Genomic DNA, 15,729 nt, shown 5'->3' with positions numbered 1-15,729 from the left:
GTCCGCGCCAGGTCAGACGAGCGCGCGAAACCCTTCGACCACCGCGCGATAAACGCGCTTCTTGAACGGCACGATCAAGTCCGGCAGGTCTTCAAGATCGACCCAGCGATACTCGGAGAATTCCGGTTCGCTATGAAGATTGAGGTCAAGCTCCTCTTCAGCGCCGTTGAACCGGGCCAGGAACCACACCTGCTCCTGCCCGCGATACTGGCCGCCCCATAGCTTGCCGATCAGTTCTTCGGGCAAGTCATAGCGCATCGGCTCGTCGAGCCGCCCAATCAGTGACACCGACTCCGCGCTGGCACCGGTCTCCTCGGCCAGTTCCCGCAAGGCCGCGTCGGCGAGATCCTCGCCCGGATCGACGCCGCCCTGGGGCATCTGCCACCAGTCGCCTTCCTTGGTGTCGATCCGCTTGCCGACGAACACCTTGCCGTCAGGATTGACCATCATCACCCCGACGCACAGGCGGTAACCGAGCTCAGCCACGGTGTCGTTCCAGCATCAGCTTGACCGCCGCCACGAACGATTCGACGTCGCCCTGCGCGCTCGGCACCGCCTTGCGGATGGTGATGAAGCCGTGGACGTTGCCCTTCGCCTCCAGGTAGATCACGTCGACCCCGTGCTGGATCAGGTGCGCGGCATACTCGCGGCCCGAATCGCGCAGCGGATCGAGCCCCGCGGTGATCAGCACAGTCGGCGGGCTAGCCGCATGGTTGTCGTGCAGGATGGGATAGTTGCGCTTGTCCTGCGGGTCGGCGGCGTAGCTGCTCGAGAAGAACCCCATCGTCCGCGCGGTCAGCAGGAAGCCTTCGCCAAAGCTCTTGAAGCTGCCGGTCTCTTCCACGGCGCTCGCCACCGGGTAGATCGGGGCCTGCAGGATTACCGGGACCTCGGCCGGGCGATCGGACAGCGCCTGCGCGATCACGATCGCGAGGTTGCCGCCCGCGCTGTCACCGGTGGTGATGAGGCCGGTGGCTTGCCGGCCGAGCTCGGCCGGGTTGGATGCCACCCAGCGGGTCGCCGCTTCGCAATCCTCCGGCGCCGCGGGGAAGGGCGCCTCGGGCGCGAGACGATAATCGACCGCCACCACCGGCAGGTCGAGGCCGATCGCAAGCTCGGTGCAGAACGCATCGTGCGTTTCCAGATCGCCGATCACGAAGCCGCCGCCGTGAAAGAACATGACCACCGGCCCGGCCTCGCGATTGTCGCGCGCGTCATACAGCCGCAGCGGGATTTCACCGGCGGGTCCGGGGCACGACAGGTCGCGCTTCACCGGCAATTCGCGCGGATCGACTTCCGCCAGCGATTTCATCGCGACGTAGCCCGCGCGCGCCTGGTCGACCGGGATTTCGTCCATCTGCGGACCGCCGAGCTGTTCGAGCATCGCCAGGAAGCCGCGGACGTCATCGCGCACGTAGTGTTCGGTATCGGCCATCCTCGGGTCCCTTTATGCAATCGGTTGCGTTGGAGGATGATTAGCGCTGGCCGCCCGCTTTTCCACTCGACATTTTCCCGTGGGAGGAGAAAAACTTGGTTGTGGGAGAGTTGGTCGCTGCCTAGCTGCCAGCCGACAAGAGCGCCGCGTGGCGCCGTGACAAGGATACCCCATGGCTTCCCAAGCCGCTGCCCAGACTTCCGGCGACACGTCACAACCGGCCGCCGCCGCCAATCCCGAAGCCGTCGTCGTGCGCTTTGCCGGCGATTCGGGGGACGGGATGCAGCTTACCGGCGGGCAGTTCACGCTCTCCACCGCGCTCGCCGGCAACGACCTGGCGACCTTTCCCGATTTCCCGGCGGAAATCCGCGCTCCGCAGGGGACGCTGTTTGGGGTCAGCGCGTTCCAGATCAACTTCGGATCGACCGCGATCGAGACTGCCGGCGACGCGCCGGATGTGCTGGTGGCGATGAACCCGGCGGCGCTGAAGACCAACCTCCAGGCGCTGAAGCCGGGTGGGCTGGTCATCATCGACACCGGCGAATTTACCAAGCGTAACCTGGAAAAGGCCAAGTACGCAACCAGTCCGCTGGACGATGACAGTCTCGCCAAGTGGCAGGTGCTGGCGTTCGACATCAGCGCCCAGACGGTCGAGGCTGTGAAGCCCTTCGGCCTCGGCAACAAGGACGCGCTGCGCTGCAAGAACATGTGGACGCTGGGCCTCGCGCTCTGGATGTTCGACCGCCCGCGCGAGCCCATCCATGACTGGCTGAAAGCGAAGTTCCGCACCAAGCCGGAACTGGCAGAGGCGAACAGCGCGGCGCTGGACGCCGGCCATGCCTATGGCGAGACCGCCGAGCTCGCAGGACCACTCCAGCAGCTTCACGTGGAGCCGGTGGCGAGCGATCCCGGGCTCTACCGCACGATCACCGGGGCCGAGGCGGTCAGCCTTGGCCTGGTCGCCGGTGCGCAGCTCGCTGACCTGCCGATGTTCTTCGGCGGCTATCCGATCACGCCAGCTTCGGCGATCCTGCATCACCTGGCGCGGCTCAAGGAATTCGGCGTCACCACCTTCCAGGCGGAAGACGAGATCGCGGCGATCTGCGCCGCCATCGGCGCGAGCTATGCCGGCAGCCTGGGCGTCACCAGCTCATCGGGTCCCGGCATCGCGCTGAAGGGCGAGGCGATGGGTCTTGCCATCATGTCCGAGCTACCGCTGGTGATCGTCAATTCGCAGCGCGGCGGGCCTTCGACCGGCCTGCCCACCAAGACCGAGCAGAGCGATCTTTACCAGGCGGTCTATGGCCGTAACGGCGATGCGCCCATGCCGGTGATCGCCGCGCGCAGCCCCGGCGATTCGTTCGAATGCGCGATCGAGGCGTGCCGGATCGCGACCGAGTACATGACCCCCGTCATGCTGCTGACCGATGGCTACATCGCCAATGCGGCCGAGCCGTGGAAGGTGCCCGACCCGGCCACCTTCACCGCGTTCCCCAAGACCTTCATGACGACCAGCAATGCGGTCGACGGCGAAGGCACCGGGGAGATCCTCCCGTACAAGCGCGACGAGAAGGGCGCGCGCCCGTGGATCAAGCCGGGCACGCCCGGCCTGATGCACCGCATCGGCGGGATCGAGAAAGCGGTCGACACCGGTCACATCGATTATTCGCCGGCCAATCACCAGGCGATGACCGACGCGCGCAAGAACAAGATCGACGGCGTGGCGGTGCCTGACCAGGACGTGTGCCTGGGCGAGACCAGCGGCACGCTGGCGGTGGTGGGCTGGGGCAGCACGTTCGGCCCGATCCATCAGGCCGTGCGCCGCGCGCGCCGCAAGGGGCTTTCCGTCAGCCACATCCATGTGCGCCACATCTGGCCGCTGCCCGCGAACCTGGGCGAGTTGCTGCGTGGGTTCGATAACGTGCTGGTGCCCGAAATGAATACCGGCCAGTTCAAGACGGTGCTGCGCGACCAGTATCTGGTCGATGCCACTCCGCTCACCAAGACCAGCGGCCAGCCGTTCCAGATCGCCGAACTGGAAGACGCGATCGGGAAGTACTTCGACGGCATCCCCGGCAACGAGGGCGGGGAAGTCGCCGCCAATCTCCAGCAGCTGCCGACCCCCGAAAGCGGGCACGACGACGGCACCCTGCCGCGCGACCTGCGCCTGCACCACGACCGGGACAACTGACATGAACGACATGACCCCGTTCCAGACCACGCTGAAGGACTGGGAGACCGATCAGGAAGTTCGCTGGTGCCCCGGCTGCGGCGACTATGCGATCCTGAAGGCGGTGCAGCGCACCCTGCCGCAGATCGGCGCCAATCCCGCGACCACCGTGTTCATCAGCGGCATCGGCTGCTCCAGCCGGTTCCCGTACTACATGGAAAGCTATGGCTTCCACACCATCCACGGGCGCGCGCCCGCGGTGGCGACGGGGGTGAAGCTTGCGAATCCAGAACTCGACATCTGGCTGGTGACCGGCGACGGCGACGGCCTCAGCATCGGCGGCAATCACCTGATGCACGTGCTGCGGCGCAACGTGAACATGCAGATCATGCTGTTCAACAACGAGATCTACGGCCTCACCAAGGGGCAGTCCTCACCCACCAGCCGCGAGGGGACCAAGAGCCCTTCGACCCCGCTCGGCAGCTACGATCACCCCGCACGTCCCGCTGCGTTCGCGCTGGGATCGGGCGCGCGGTTCGTCGGACGCGGATTCGACGTGTCGAAGAACCTGCCGGAGGTACTCAAGGCCGCACACGCGCACCAGGGCGCCGCGTTCATCGAGATTTTCCAGAATTGCGTCGTCTATAACAAGGACGTGTTCGACGACTTCGCCCAGCCAAAAGGCGCGGAGGACCGCCAGCTCTGGCTGCAGGACGGGGAGCCGATGCTGTTCGGTTCGGACAAGTCGCCGGGCGGCATGCAAGGCATCGCGCTCGACCGCGATCGGTTGCGGCTGATGGTGGTGCCGGTCGTCGATGGCGACTGGCAGTCGGCCGGCGTGCTCGTTCACGATGTCACCAACCGTTCGATCGCCCACATGCTGGTCGAAATGCCGTTCGGCCCGTTCCCGATGGCGCTGGGCGTGCTCTACGACGATCCTATGCCGACCTTCGAAGCGGCTGTGGCCTTGGAACGGGAGCAGGCGAGCGCGGGCAAGGACGCCAACCTCGCCAAGCTGCTCGGCAAGGGCCAGAGCTGGACGGTCGAGGGCAACGGACCCGAACCGTTCGACAGCCGCCCGCCGGGGCAGGGCGCGCCGGACGCGGCTGATCCGCGCTGATCGGTGCGCTGCACACAGGCATTTTCCTACACGACCATGCGCCGCTAAGGGTGCCGTCATGCCCAGCCGCGCCCCTTTCCGCCTCCTTTCATGTGCGCGGCAGGTCGGCGGGATTTTCGCGTCAGAACAGTGTGACACGTGTGACACTTCCCACTGCCACGGCGGGCGCTGATGGATAACCTCACGCACAGCCTGGTCGGCGCGCTGATCGGGCAGGCGGGGCTCAAGCGGAAGACCGGGCTGGCGATGCCGGCGCTGATCATCGGCGCCAACATTCCCGACATCGACGCCGCCTGCTTCCTGTGGCTCGACGGGGTGCAGCACCTCGCCTTCCGCCGCGGGATCACTCACGGCCCGATCGCCTGGGTGCTGTTGCCTCTGCTGCTGGCGGGAGCGCTGTGGTGGTGGGACCGCTGGCAGGCGAAGCGGGGCAGGCGGCCGGAGAAGCGGCTGCCGGTGCACTTCGGCTGGCTCTATGCCCTCAGCCTGCTCGCCACGCTGACGCACCCCGCGCTCGACTGGCTCAACGTCTACGGTATCCGCCTGCTCGAACCGTTCTCCAGCCGGTGGTTTTATGGCGACGTGCTGTTCATCATCGACGTGTGGCTGTGGGCGCTGATGGGCGGTGCGATGTGGTTTTCGCTGCGGCGGGAGCGGCGGGGCGGGGAGTGGATGCGCCCGGCGCGGATCGCGATTGCAGTGGGGTTGGCTTACATCGCTGTTAACGCAGCCATTACAGCGTACGACCGCGCCAAGTATGGCGATCAACTTGTGGCAGGTGCGGAGTACATATCAAGCCCGCTGCCGTTTGCTTTTTGGCAGCGAGAACAGATTGTTGGCCGTGACCGGGATGTTTGGTTCACATTCGATGGGGCTCTGCTCGAGAGTGAGCCAGCCGAGCGTCACGAACTTGTAGTTCCTTCGCTTCAATGTGCATGGCCTGACACCGCGGGACTAAGGCAGACAGACAGTGACCTCGACGCCTTCCTCTTCTGGTCGCGGACACCCTTCGCCGAACGCGCCCCCGACGGCTCGGTGCTCATCCGCGACGCGCGCTACTACGACCCGCACGCCCGTGACCGGTTCACCGTTGCGCTGCCGAATGTCCGCTGTGAGCCGCTGTAGCCGGATCGAGCGTTCCGGCCACCTGCCTGTCCGCTGCGGCCTTGGCCGGCTTGTACAGCAGCGCCGCAGCCAGAAAGGCCCAGCCGGCGCCGCCAAGCCAGCCCGCGGTGACGTCGCTCGGGAAGTGGACGCCGAGCATGACCCGGCTCCACGCGATCATCGCGGAGAGCACCATCGCGCTGCCGACGATCGTATAGCGTACCGAGTGCCGCGAACTCATCGATGCGAAAGCCAGCGCCATCGCAATGTATACGACTGCCGCGTTGAAGCTGTGTCCGCTCGGAAAGCTTTCGCCGCCGGCTTCCATCAGGTGAGGCACGATCTGGGGCCGATCGCGGCCGACGATGCCTTTCAGCGCCGTGTTGGCGATCCATCCGCCGGTCACCGTCATGGCGAACAGCACCGCCTCGCGCCGCAGGCCGAGAAACAGCAGCGCCACCACCGCTCCGACGGCGAACAGGTTGCGCAGAAAGACCCCGCCCAGCGCGGTCGTGTCGCGGACGATCTCCAGCATCAGGTGCGATCCGGCAAAGTCCAGGTTGCCTTCGCGCCGCGCCGCCAGCAGACCCATCTCGTCGAACGCCCCCGTCCGGCCGGCCAGCACCAGCCAGACCATGACCGCGAAGCCGAGCCACAGAATGCCGGCGGCCAGCAGCGCCTTACGGCGATTGATCGTGAACCCTCGCTGCGGCAGTCGGATCGCCTGGGCCGGGATCGGATGCTCTTGCGGGTGCACGGTGTCGGGATTGGACATGGCGGAGGAACCAGCAGCAAGCACGCGCGGTTCCGGTCAGCATGAGTTTGCCTCAGATCGTCTTGTTTCGCCGCGACTTGCGCCTGGCGGACCAACCCGCGCTATGCGCCGCAGCGAGGGCTGGGCCGGTGGTGCCGGTCTATGTACTGGATGATGACGCCGCGGGCGAGTTCGCCCTGGGCGGGGCGTCGCGCTGGTGGCTGCACCATTCGCTGACCAGCCTGGCACGGGATCTGGAGGCGCTCGGTTCCCGCTTGGTCCTGCGACGCGGAAACGCCGCCGAACAGATAGCGCGGCTGGCCGAGGAGACCGGCGCGGTCCAGGTGCACGCTGTCCGCCATTACGAACCATGGTGGCAGCAGGCCGAGGCCGAACTCGGGGAGCGGCTGGATCTTACGCTGTACGACGGCAACTATCTGCTGCCGCCGGGCGCGGTGCGGACCGGGTCGGGCGAGCCGTACAAGATATACACGCCGTTCGCCAAAGCTGTGCTGGCGCAGATGCCGCCGCACGAACCGCTGCCGACTCCGGCACGCCTGGCGGCTCCGGCCCACTGGCCGGCGGGCGACGAGCTTCGCAGCTGGGACCTGCTCCCTTCCGCGCCCGATTGGTCGGGCGGGCTGGGGGAGTTCTGGCAGGTCGGCGAAGCGGCGGCACACGACCGGCTGGCCGAATGGGCTGATTCGGTCGCCGACTATACCGACACGCGCAACCTGCCATCGACGGACGGATCGTCCCGGCTGTCGCCGCATCTCCACTGGGGAGAAATCTCGCCCGCGCAGGTGTGGCTCACGCTTTCCGGTCGGACATCCGACGGGTGGAGCACCTTCGCCAAGGAGCTGGTCTGGCGCGACTATGCTCAGAACATGATCGACCAGTTCCCCGATTACGGCACGCGCAGCCATCGAAACGGTTACGACGGCCTGTGGCGGACCGGTGCGGAGGCGCGGCGCGATCTCGCCGCCTGGCAGCGCGGGCGCACGGGGTACCCCATCGTCGATGCCGGCATGCGGCAGTTGTGGCAGACCGGGTGGATGCACAACCGGGTGCGGATGATCACCGCCAGTTTCCTGGTGAAACACCTGCTGATCGACTGGCGCGCAGGCGAACGGTGGTTCTGGGATACGCTGGTCGATGCTGATTACGGCAACAACGCGGTCAACTGGCAGTGGGTCGCCGGGACCGGGGTGGACAGCAACATGTTCGTGCGGATCATGGCGCCGCTGACACAAAGCGAAAAGTTCGCCGCCGCCGACTACATCCGCGCCTACGTGCCCGAACTGGCGCACCTGGATGACGCGGAGATCCACGATCCGCCCGATCTGCTGCGGGGCGCCTATCCCGCCAAGTTGATCGGCCACCGCGAGGCCCGCGAACGCGCGCTGGCGGCGTATCGCACGAGCCGGTCCTAGGTTGCCCGCACGCAGGATACGGTTCATAAACAGCGGCATGAGGGCAGAGGGGATAGGCCGGGGCGCAAGCCTGTTGTCGGCGGGTGCGCGGTTTGAGCGCAGCCCGGGCTGGGTCGCGCGCCTGATCGCGCCGGGCTTCCACAAGGTACTCGACCGGATCGACGCCGGGCTGGAGAGCGGCACCATCATGGGCCGGCTGCCCGACGGCAGCACGCGGATGCTGGGCGGACGCGCGCCGGGGTTCGTCGCGGAAGTGGACCTGCGTGACTGGCGTGCGCTCGTCCGGTTGGCGACCAATGGATCGATCGGCTGGTACCAGGCATGGGAGGCGGGCGAATGGACCAGCCCCGATCCCGTTCCGCTGTTCGCGCTGTTCATGGCCAACGGAGATGCGCTGGGAGAAACTGCGCGGGCGCGGGGGCCGTTCCGGCTTGCGGCCAGGTTCGCGCACTGGCTCAACCGTAACACCCATGCCGGGGCGGAGCGGAACATCCACGCGCACTACGATCTGGGCAACGACTTCTACGCCCAGTGGCTCGGCCAATCGATGTGTTATTCAAGCGCGCTGTTCGGCGAGCGTGAGGGGCCGTCGCAGGCTGAGCAGTTCCTGACCGAGCTCGATTACGCGCAACTGACCAAGGTCACCGCGATGCTCAACCGGGTGCGCGCGGACCAGGCCGGCAGCCTGCTCGAAATCGGCTGCGGTTGGGGAATGCTGGCGCACGCCGCGGCGGCGATGGGCGCGCGGGTCGATGCGATCAGCCTGTCGGACGAGCAACTCGCATTCTGTCGCACGAAAAGCATCGATCCGGCCAACCCCCGGTTCCTGAAGCAGGATTACCGCGACGCGCACGGGCAGTACAATGCGATCGTCAGCGTCGAAATGGTCGAGGCGCTGGGCCGGGAATACTGGCCCACGTTCATGGACTGCATGGCGCGCAACCTGAAGCCGGGGGGACGGGCGGCGATCCAGTTCATCTCGATGAAGGATTCGCTGTTCGATGCCTATGCCAGCAGCGCCGATTTCATTCAGGCGTATGTTTTCCCAGGCGGACTGCTGATCCGGACCAGCGAGTTCCGCCGCCTGGCCGAGGAGCGGGGACTCGCCTGGACCGACCAGAACGATTTCGGGCTGGATTACGCAGACACCCTGCGCATCTGGCGCGACCAGTTCGACCTCGCGGTGACGGAAGGGCGGCTGCCTGCCGGGTTCGACGATCGCTTCGTGCGCTTGTGGCGCTATTATCTAATGTACTGCGAGGGCGGGTTCCGCGGCGGCGGCATCGATGTCCACCAGATCACCCTTGTGAAGGAATTGTGATGCGGCGTTTTGTCCCCTTGCTGGCAGCAGCAATGCTCAGCGCCTGTGCGACCGTGCCGACAGACGCACCTGTGCGGATGACCCAGCCGGCGGCAGAGGTGCCGTTGCAGGATCAGCAGGTGCTGTTCTGGAACGACGCGACCCGGTCCGATCGCTTCCGCAGGATGGAGGACTTTTTCGCCGGGCACGAAGTCGCCGCGGCCGCTGACGTGCGCAACTTGCCCGCGGGTAGCCCGTACGATGCTGCCACCACGGCTGCATTGGACGCATACCTCGCCAGTTCCGACGCTGCGGGCATCATGGTGCTGCAGGATGGCCGGGTGCGGTACGAAAAGTACGGGCTTGGGTTCGGACCGCAGGGGCGCTGGACCAGTTTCTCGGTCGCGAAAAGCTTCACCTCGACGTTGTTGGGGGCGGCGGTGAAAGACGGCTTCATCGCCAGCATGGACGATCCCGTGACCAAGTATCTGCCCAAGCTGGCGGGCACCGCATATGACGGCGTCAGTGTCGAGCAGCTGGCCACGATGACGTCGGGGGTGAAGTGGAACGAGGATTACACCGATGCCGCCAGCGACGTTGCCCGGATGTTGCTGGTCGCGCCGGTGGCGGGAGAATCGCAGGCGATCACCTATGCCCGGCAGCTCACCCGTGAAGCGCCGGCGGGGCGCAAGTGGGTCTACAAGACGCTGGAGACCAACCTTCTGGGCGATCTGGTCACCGCCGCGACGGGACAGTCGCTGGCCGCTTATTCCAAGAAGAAGATCGTCGACCCGGCAGGCTTTGCCGGGCCGCTGTTCTGGATGACCGATCTCACCGGAAACAACATCGGCGGGTGCTGCCTGTCGATCCGCCTGTCGGATTACGCGCGCATGGGACAGTTCGCGCTGGAGGGCGGACAGTCGGCGGTTCCCGTCGGCTGGTTCGCCAGCGCGGGCGCGCCGCAGGTCGAATTCGGCGACGGCAACGGATACGGCTTCCAGTGGTGGACCTACCCCGGCGCAAGCTTCGGCGCGCAGGGCATCTTCGGCCAGTCGATCACCATCGTGCCTGACCGGCGGCTGGTGATCGCGATCGTGTCGAACTGGCCGGCGGCGACCGGCAAGCCGCTATCGGCCAGCCGCCGCGCGCTCCTGGATCAGGTCATCGCCGCCAGCGGCCGCTAGGCTCAGGCGATCGGCCGGAACACTCCGCCGGTGGAATAACGGGCGAGGATGTTGTCGTGCACGATCGGGCTCAGCAGCTCGGCGAAAGCGCAACCGGCGATGCTGTTGTCCCACCAGACCACCTCGGCCTGCAGCGATTCCAGACCGGGGAGCGTCAGCCAGCACAGCTGACCCAGGTGCATCCGGTTGATGGCCGCCGCGGAAAATCCGGAGATCGACAGGTCATGCACCACCGTGCGGACCGGGCGCCCGCCGGAAGCGCGCAACTGCGCCGGGATCGACAGTTTGGTGCGGGGTGAGCAGCGGTCTTCCTGCGCTGCCAGCGAATAGGGGTCTTGCGTATGGATCATCCCAGTACCCTCGGTGCACGTAACCAACAGCCTCACCGCACGGTTCGCGGCCAGGCTTTGTAACTTCTGCCGAAGGATGGTTTCCGCTTTGCTGGCGGAAGTGGTTAACCGGTTGCGCCGATCCGTTCACGGTGCCGCGTGGGAAAGTCCCTCTGCACCAGCGCGACGATCCCGGCCGCGACATCCTCGGGCGGCTTCACGCTCGCAGGGTCCTCTCCCGGATAGGCGCGCGCGCGCATCGCGGTGCGGGTGGCGCCTGGATCGACGATCGCCACGCGCGTCCCGCCCAGCTTCTCGACCTCGGCGGCGTAGCAATCGAGGATCACCTCGAACGCCGCCTTGCTCGCGCCGTACGCGCCCCAGAAAGCGCGCGGGACGCTGCCGACCGAGCTGGTCACCCCAATGACCCGGGCGTTGCCTGCGCGCTTCATCAGCGGATCGAACGCGGCGATCAGCGCTTGAGTTGCCAGCACGTTGACTGTCAGCGCTTGCCCCAACTGCTTGGGCTCCATCTGCGTCACGGGGGTCAGCGACGGCAGGTACGCCGCGTTGATCACCAGGATATCGAGCTTGTCCCAACGCTGCGCCAGCGCGGCGGCCAAGCGCGACACGCCGTCCTGTTCGGACAGGTCGAGCGGCGCGATGGTCGCGGTCCCTCCGGCGGCGTGGATCGCGTCCTCGACCCCTTCCAGCGCCTTGACGTCGCGGGCGGTCAACACAACGTGCGCACCCGCCGCACCCAGCGCCTTGGCGGTGGCCGCGCCGATCCCCTTGCTCGCACCAGTGACGAGCGCAACGCGCCCGGCGAGCGGCAAATCGGAGTTCATTCAGGCAACCTTGTGAATGGGGAAGGGTAGCTGCGTTTCGCGTATCTCGCGTTGGGCGAGATCGGTCAGCGTGGTGGGGTAATCCCCGGTGAAGCAGGCATCGCAATACTGCGGCCGCACCGGATCGCGGCTTTCCCCGGCGACCGCGCGATAAAGCCCGTCGATGGTCACGAACGCCAGGCTGTCGGCCTTGATAAATTCGCGCATCGGCTCGATGTCCATACGCGCCGCGAGCAGCTTGGATCGCTCCGGCGTATCGACGCCATAGAAGCATGAATGCGCCGTGGGCGGGCTGGCGACGCGAAAGTGGACTTCGGTGGCGCCGGCATCGCGCATCATCTCGACGATCTTCATCGAGGTTGTGCCGCGGACGATCGAATCGTCGATCAGGATGATCCGCTTGCCTTCCACCAGTCCGCGGTTGGCGTTGTGCTTGCGCTTCACGCTGGAGTGGCGCGCGCCTTCGCCAGGCTGGATGAAGGTGCGTCCGACGTAGTGCGAACGGATGATGCCCAGTTCGAACGGAACCCCCGACGCCTGGGCATAGCCGATGGCGGCGGGCACCCCGCTGTCCGGCACCGGCACCACCAGGTCGGCCTCTACCGGCGCTTCGAGCGCAAGCTCGCGCCCGATCGACTTGCGCGCTTCATACACGCTCCGCCCGTCGAAGATCGAATCGGGTCGGCTGAAATAGACATGTTCGAAGATGCACGGACGCGACCGCACCTGACCGAACGGCTGCAGCGAGGTGACCTTGCCGTCAAAGTCCACCCGCACGATCTCGCCCGGATCGACCTGGCGCACGAACTCTGCGCCGATGACGTCGAACGCGACCGTTTCACTGGCGAACACGGTGGCGTCGCCCAGCTTGCCCATCACAAGCGGTCGGATACCCAGCGGATCGCGGCAGGCGATCATGCCTTCGGGAGTCATCACGATCAGGGAATATGCGCCCTCGACCAGGCGCAGCGCATCGATCAGACGGTCTATCGTTGTCGGATAGCGGCTGGTCGCGACGAGGTGGATGATCACCTCGGTGTCTGAAGTCGATTGGAAGATCGCGCCCTTGCGAACCAGCTCGTCGCGCAGGGTCTTCGCATTGGAGATGTTGCCGTTGTGCGCCACCGCAAAGCCGCCGGCGGCAAGATCCGCGTACAGCGGCTGCACGTTGCGCAGACCCGCGCCCCCGGTGGTGGAATACCGGACGTGCCCGGCGGCCATGATCCCGGGCAATTCGGCCAGCGCTTCCGAAGTGGAGAAGTTCTCCGCCACGTGGCCGGTGCCGCGCCGCGAATAGAATTCCTGTCCGTCGAAGCTGGTGATGCCGGCCGCTTCCTGGCCGCGGTGCTGCAGCGCGTGAAGGCCCAGCGCGGTCATTGCCGAGGCATCGGGCGCGCCAATCGCACCGAATACGCCGCATTCCTCGCGGAGCTTGTCGCCGTCCGCGTCGTAGAACGGATGAGATATGATCATCGGCTGGGCGTTGCCTCGCTGCTCGTGGGGCTAATGGCGATTGTGCGGCATGATGACAAGGGCAGGCTGCTCACCATCACCCGTTGCGCGCCGGCCACTCGGCCCCTACACCGCCGCCGCGAAACCCCCGCTTAACGAAACGAACCGCTTGATCCTCTCCCCTTTCGAATGGACCGTGGCCAAGCGCTACATGCTGCCCGGCAAGGGCGAGGGCTTCATCGCGCTCGTCGCCGGAATCAGCGTTGGCGTGGTCATGTTGTCGGTCGCCCTGCTCGTCGTCGTGATGAGCGTGATGAACGGCTTCCGGGCCGAACTGCTGGACAAGATCGTGGGCCTCAACGGGCATGCCATCATCCAGGCATACGGCGGTCGGCTGGATAACTGGCAGGACGTGCTGCAGGACGTGCGAAAGACGCCCGGTGTCGTCAGTGCGAGCCCGTTGATCGAACAGCCCCTGCTGGTGACCTTCAACGGCCGGGTCGAAGGCGTGCTGGTGCGCGGCAATACCGCGCAGGACATCCAGCGCATGCAGCCCAATGTGATCCAGGGGGATCTCGGCGCGCTGCGGCCCGATGCAAGCAACGTCGCGATCGGCGCCCGGTTGGCCGAAAACATCGGCGCGCAGGTCGGGGACACGATCACCGTCATCAACCCTGCGGGCCGGTCGACGCCCTTCGGCACGGTGCCCCGCCAGGTGGGCTACCGGGTCGCCGCGATATTCGAGATCGGGGTGTACGATTACGACGAGAAGTTCGTCGTCATGCCGATCGCCGATGCCCAGACGCTGATGCTGACCGGCGACACGATCGGCATGATCGAGGTGAAGACCCAGGACGCGGACAAGGTCGGCGAGTACCTAGCGCCGCTGGCGCGCAAACTGTCGGGCCGGGCGGTTGTGTCCGACTGGCGGCAGATCAACTCTTCGCTGTTCGAAGCGCTGGAGGTGGAGCGGGTGGCGATGTTCTTCGCCCTGTCGATGATCGTGCTGGTGGCGGCGTTCAACATCCTGTCTAGCCTGGTCATGCTGGTGCGCGCCAAGACCCGCGATATCGCGATCATGCGGACCATGGGCGCGACCCGTCGCAGCCTGCTGAAGATCTTCGTGACCACCGGCTTCACCATCGGGGCGGTCGGCACCATGGCCGGCTTGGTGCTCGGCTTCATCATCCTCTATTTCCGGCAGAATATCGTCGAGGCGATCCAGCGGTTGACGGGCCAGAACCTGTGGGATCCCTCGGTTCGGTTCCTCTCGACGCTGCCCGCACGGGCTGATCCGGTCGAGATCATCGGCATCGCCTCGCTGGCGCTGATCCTCAGCTTCCTGGCGACGCTTTATCCCTCGCTGAAGGCGTCGAGCACCGACCCTGTTCAGGTGCTGCGCTATGAGTGATGCCGTCGTTCGTCTGACCAACCTGACCCGCTCGTTCGAGCAGGGCGGCGTGCGTATCGACGTGCTGCGCGGGGTCAACCTGTCGATCCTTCCGGGGGAGATCGTGGCGCTGCTGGGCCCTTCGGGGTCGGGCAAGTCGACCATGTTACAGGCGGTCGGGCTGCTGGAAGGCGGCTTCGGCGGCAAGATTGAGATCGTCGGGGCCGATGCGAGCGCGCTGCCGACCGACGGCCGCACCAAGCTGCGCCGCGATCACCTTGGCTTCGTATACCAGTTCCACCACTTGCTGCCCGATTTCAACGCGACCGAAAACGTGATCATGCCGCAACTGGTGTCCGGCCGGTCGCGCGCCGCGGCTGAGCACCGGGCGCGCGAGATCCTGACCGCGCTGGGCCTGGAGCACCGACTGACACACCGGCCGAGCCAGCTCTCCGGCGGCGAACAGCAGCGAGTAGCGGTCGCCCGTGCACTCGCCAACCGACCGCAGCTGGTGCTGGCGGACGAGCCGACCGGGAACCTGGACGAGCATACCGCGGACAAGGTGTTCGCGGAGTTCCTCGAGCTCGTTCGCGGAGAAGGCAGCGCCGCGCTGGTCGCCACGCATAATGAGCGGCTGGCGGCGAAGATGGACCGCGTGGTACGCTTGCACGAGGGAGTGCTCGAATGACCACGATCGCCGATTTCACCGTCGAAACGCCCGATGGCGCACCGCTCGACCTGTCCGAGAAGCTCGGCAAGGTCCTGCTGGTGGTCAATGTCGCTTCGCGGTGCGGCTTCACCCCGCAGTACGAAGGGCTGGAAGCGCTGCAGCGCAAATATGCCGAGCGTGGGTTAGAGGTGCTGGGCTTCCCCTGCAATCAGTTCGGCGCGCAGGAGCCCGGCAATGCGGAGGAAATCGCCAGCTTCTGCAAGCTGACCTATGACGTCACCTTTCCGGTGCTGAAGAAGGTGGACGTCAACGGCGCCGCCGCCAGTCCGTTGTACGACTGGATGAAGCGCGAGGCGCCGGGGCTGATGGGCTCCAAGTCGGTCAAGTGGAACTTCACCAAGTTCCTGATCGACCGGGACGGCAAAGTCGTGCGGCGGTACGCCCCGACTGACACGCCGGCGAGCATTGAACAAGACATCGAGAAGCTGCTCTAGCCTCCGTCAGCTGTGGAGAAATGCAGTTCCGCGGTCCTTCCGATTC

15 protein-coding genes are annotated in these 15,729 nt (G+C 66.1%); 9 read left to right on the top strand and 6 right to left on the bottom strand.

The window, feature by feature from the left end:
* Window positions 1–12 precede the first annotated feature (12 nt).
* Together C0V74_RS02980 and C0V74_RS02975 are read right to left on the bottom strand one after the other, a co-directional pair.
* On the bottom strand, window positions 13–450 hold the full coding sequence (locus tag C0V74_RS02980; protein WP_246844991.1) for an RNA pyrophosphohydrolase: 438 nt from the start codon (window positions 448–450) through the stop codon (window positions 13–15).
* A 28-nt stretch (window positions 451–478) separates the two neighbouring features.
* Entirely contained in the window at window positions 479–1,435 is a 957-nt protein-coding gene (locus C0V74_RS02975; RefSeq protein ID WP_143250553.1) for an alpha/beta hydrolase, read from the bottom strand.
* Between the two features lie 172 nt (window positions 1,436–1,607).
* Here C0V74_RS02975 and C0V74_RS02970 point away from each other — a divergent pair, with 172 nt between their 5' ends.
* From C0V74_RS02970 to C0V74_RS02960, 3 genes are all read left to right on the top strand, one after another.
* Window positions 1,608–3,626: a 2-oxoacid:acceptor oxidoreductase subunit alpha gene (locus C0V74_RS02970; protein WP_143250552.1), complete on the top strand. Its 2,019-nt coding sequence runs from the start codon at window positions 1,608–1,610 to the stop codon at window positions 3,624–3,626.
* A 1-nt stretch (window position 3,627) separates the two neighbouring features.
* Complete coding sequence (locus tag C0V74_RS02965) at window positions 3,628–4,725, top strand: 2-oxoacid:ferredoxin oxidoreductase subunit beta (protein WP_143250551.1); 1,098 nt, start codon at window positions 3,628–3,630, stop codon at window positions 4,723–4,725.
* Between the two features lie 171 nt (window positions 4,726–4,896).
* A complete protein-coding gene (locus C0V74_RS02960) occupies window positions 4,897–5,850 on the top strand; it encodes a metal-dependent hydrolase (protein ID WP_143250550.1) in 954 nt (317 codons plus the stop codon).
* On the opposite strand, the gene C0V74_RS02955 is transcribed toward C0V74_RS02960, so the two are convergent.
* On the bottom strand, window positions 5,810–6,604 hold the full coding sequence (locus C0V74_RS02955; RefSeq protein WP_143250549.1) for a phosphatase PAP2 family protein: 795 nt from the start codon (window positions 6,602–6,604) through the stop codon (window positions 5,810–5,812). The two genes, C0V74_RS02960 and C0V74_RS02955, sit on opposite strands and share 41 nt — an antisense overlap.
* A gap of 41 nt (window positions 6,605–6,645) precedes the next feature.
* Between C0V74_RS02955 and C0V74_RS02950 the strand changes: the two genes are divergently transcribed.
* Genes C0V74_RS02950 through C0V74_RS02940 form a run of 3 tightly spaced genes read left to right on the top strand, consistent with a single transcriptional unit; the run spans window position 6,646 to window position 10,500 of the window.
* The gene (locus tag C0V74_RS02950) at window positions 6,646–8,016 is read left to right on the top strand and encodes a deoxyribodipyrimidine photo-lyase (RefSeq protein WP_143250548.1); all 1,371 of its coding nucleotides are present in this window, start codon (window positions 6,646–6,648) and stop codon (window positions 8,014–8,016) included.
* 37 nt (window positions 8,017–8,053) lie between these two features.
* Complete coding sequence (locus tag C0V74_RS02945; protein ID WP_143250547.1) at window positions 8,054–9,337, top strand: cyclopropane-fatty-acyl-phospholipid synthase family protein; 1,284 nt, start codon at window positions 8,054–8,056, stop codon at window positions 9,335–9,337.
* The gene (locus C0V74_RS02940; RefSeq protein WP_143250546.1) at window positions 9,337–10,500 is read left to right on the top strand and encodes a serine hydrolase domain-containing protein; all 1,164 of its coding nucleotides are present in this window, start codon (window positions 9,337–9,339) and stop codon (window positions 10,498–10,500) included. The genes C0V74_RS02945 and C0V74_RS02940 overlap by 1 nt, the downstream gene beginning before the upstream one ends.
* A gap of 2 nt (window positions 10,501–10,502) precedes the next feature.
* Here the strand turns inward: C0V74_RS02940 and C0V74_RS02935 are convergent, their stop codons facing one another.
* The 3 genes from C0V74_RS02935 to purF form a co-directional block, all read right to left on the bottom strand.
* Window positions 10,503–10,850, bottom strand: coding sequence for a PilZ domain-containing protein (locus tag C0V74_RS02935; RefSeq protein WP_131625461.1), 348 nt, complete (start codon window positions 10,848–10,850; stop codon window positions 10,503–10,505).
* Between the two features lie 104 nt (window positions 10,851–10,954).
* Window positions 10,955–11,677, bottom strand: coding sequence for an SDR family NAD(P)-dependent oxidoreductase (locus C0V74_RS02930; protein ID WP_143250545.1), 723 nt, complete (start codon window positions 11,675–11,677; stop codon window positions 10,955–10,957).
* Window positions 11,678–13,150, bottom strand: coding sequence for an amidophosphoribosyltransferase (purF, locus tag C0V74_RS02925; protein ID WP_131625463.1), 1,473 nt, complete (start codon window positions 13,148–13,150; stop codon window positions 11,678–11,680). It lies immediately after the preceding gene.
* A 148-nt stretch (window positions 13,151–13,298) separates the two neighbouring features.
* Between purF and C0V74_RS02920 the strand changes: the two genes are divergently transcribed.
* Genes C0V74_RS02920 through C0V74_RS02910 form a run of 3 tightly spaced genes read left to right on the top strand, consistent with a single transcriptional unit; the run spans window position 13,299 to window position 15,683 of the window.
* Window positions 13,299–14,540: a lipoprotein-releasing ABC transporter permease subunit gene (locus C0V74_RS02920; protein ID WP_143250544.1), complete on the top strand. Its 1,242-nt coding sequence runs from the start codon at window positions 13,299–13,301 to the stop codon at window positions 14,538–14,540.
* Complete coding sequence (locus C0V74_RS02915; RefSeq protein ID WP_143250543.1) at window positions 14,533–15,207, top strand: ABC transporter ATP-binding protein; 675 nt, start codon at window positions 14,533–14,535, stop codon at window positions 15,205–15,207. The genes C0V74_RS02920 and C0V74_RS02915 overlap by 8 nt, the downstream gene beginning before the upstream one ends.
* Window positions 15,204–15,683: a glutathione peroxidase gene (locus tag C0V74_RS02910; RefSeq protein ID WP_131625466.1), complete on the top strand. Its 480-nt coding sequence runs from the start codon at window positions 15,204–15,206 to the stop codon at window positions 15,681–15,683. Before C0V74_RS02915 ends, C0V74_RS02910 begins: the two co-directional genes overlap by 4 nt.
* The last annotated feature ends 46 nt before the right edge of the window (window positions 15,684–15,729 follow it).

This window comes from Altererythrobacter sp. TH136 (genome assembly GCF_007065885.1).
In the GTDB taxonomy this organism is placed as follows: domain Bacteria; phylum Pseudomonadota; class Alphaproteobacteria; order Sphingomonadales; family Sphingomonadaceae; genus Tsuneonella.
The sequence above is the reverse complement of the archived record's forward strand: the minus strand, read 5'-3'. Positions and strand labels throughout refer to the sequence as shown.

Excerpts from the sequence above, each read along its gene's own strand:
- C0V74_RS02935 (WP_131625461.1), bottom strand. The coding sequence starts at position 10,850 with ATGATCCATACGCAAGACCCCTATTCGCTGGCAGCGCAGGAAGACCGC.
- C0V74_RS02950 (WP_143250548.1), top strand. The coding sequence starts at position 6,646 with ATGAGTTTGCCTCAGATCGTCTTGTTTCGCCGCGACTTGCGCCTGGCG.
- C0V74_RS02915 (WP_143250543.1), top strand. The coding sequence starts at position 14,533 with ATGAGTGATGCCGTCGTTCGTCTGACCAACCTGACCCGCTCGTTCGAG.
- C0V74_RS02970 (WP_143250552.1), top strand. The coding sequence starts at position 1,608 with ATGGCTTCCCAAGCCGCTGCCCAGACTTCCGGCGACACGTCACAACCG.
- C0V74_RS02980 (WP_246844991.1), bottom strand. The coding sequence starts at position 450 with ATGATGGTCAATCCTGACGGCAAGGTGTTCGTCGGCAAGCGGATCGAC.
- purF (WP_131625463.1), bottom strand. The coding sequence starts at position 13,150 with ATGATCATATCTCATCCGTTCTACGACGCGGACGGCGACAAGCTCCGC.
- C0V74_RS02945 (WP_143250547.1), top strand. The coding sequence starts at position 8,054 with ATGAGGGCAGAGGGGATAGGCCGGGGCGCAAGCCTGTTGTCGGCGGGT.
- C0V74_RS02930 (WP_143250545.1), bottom strand. The coding sequence starts at position 11,677 with ATGAACTCCGATTTGCCGCTCGCCGGGCGCGTTGCGCTCGTCACTGGT.
- C0V74_RS02965 (WP_143250551.1), top strand. The coding sequence starts at position 3,628 with ATGAACGACATGACCCCGTTCCAGACCACGCTGAAGGACTGGGAGACC.
- C0V74_RS02975 (WP_143250553.1), bottom strand. The coding sequence starts at position 1,435 with ATGGCCGATACCGAACACTACGTGCGCGATGACGTCCGCGGCTTCCTG.
- C0V74_RS02940 (WP_143250546.1), top strand. The coding sequence starts at position 9,337 with ATGCGGCGTTTTGTCCCCTTGCTGGCAGCAGCAATGCTCAGCGCCTGT.
- C0V74_RS02910 (WP_131625466.1), top strand. The coding sequence starts at position 15,204 with ATGACCACGATCGCCGATTTCACCGTCGAAACGCCCGATGGCGCACCG.
- C0V74_RS02955 (WP_143250549.1), bottom strand. The coding sequence starts at position 6,604 with ATGTCCAATCCCGACACCGTGCACCCGCAAGAGCATCCGATCCCGGCC.
- C0V74_RS02960 (WP_143250550.1), top strand. The coding sequence starts at position 4,897 with ATGGATAACCTCACGCACAGCCTGGTCGGCGCGCTGATCGGGCAGGCG.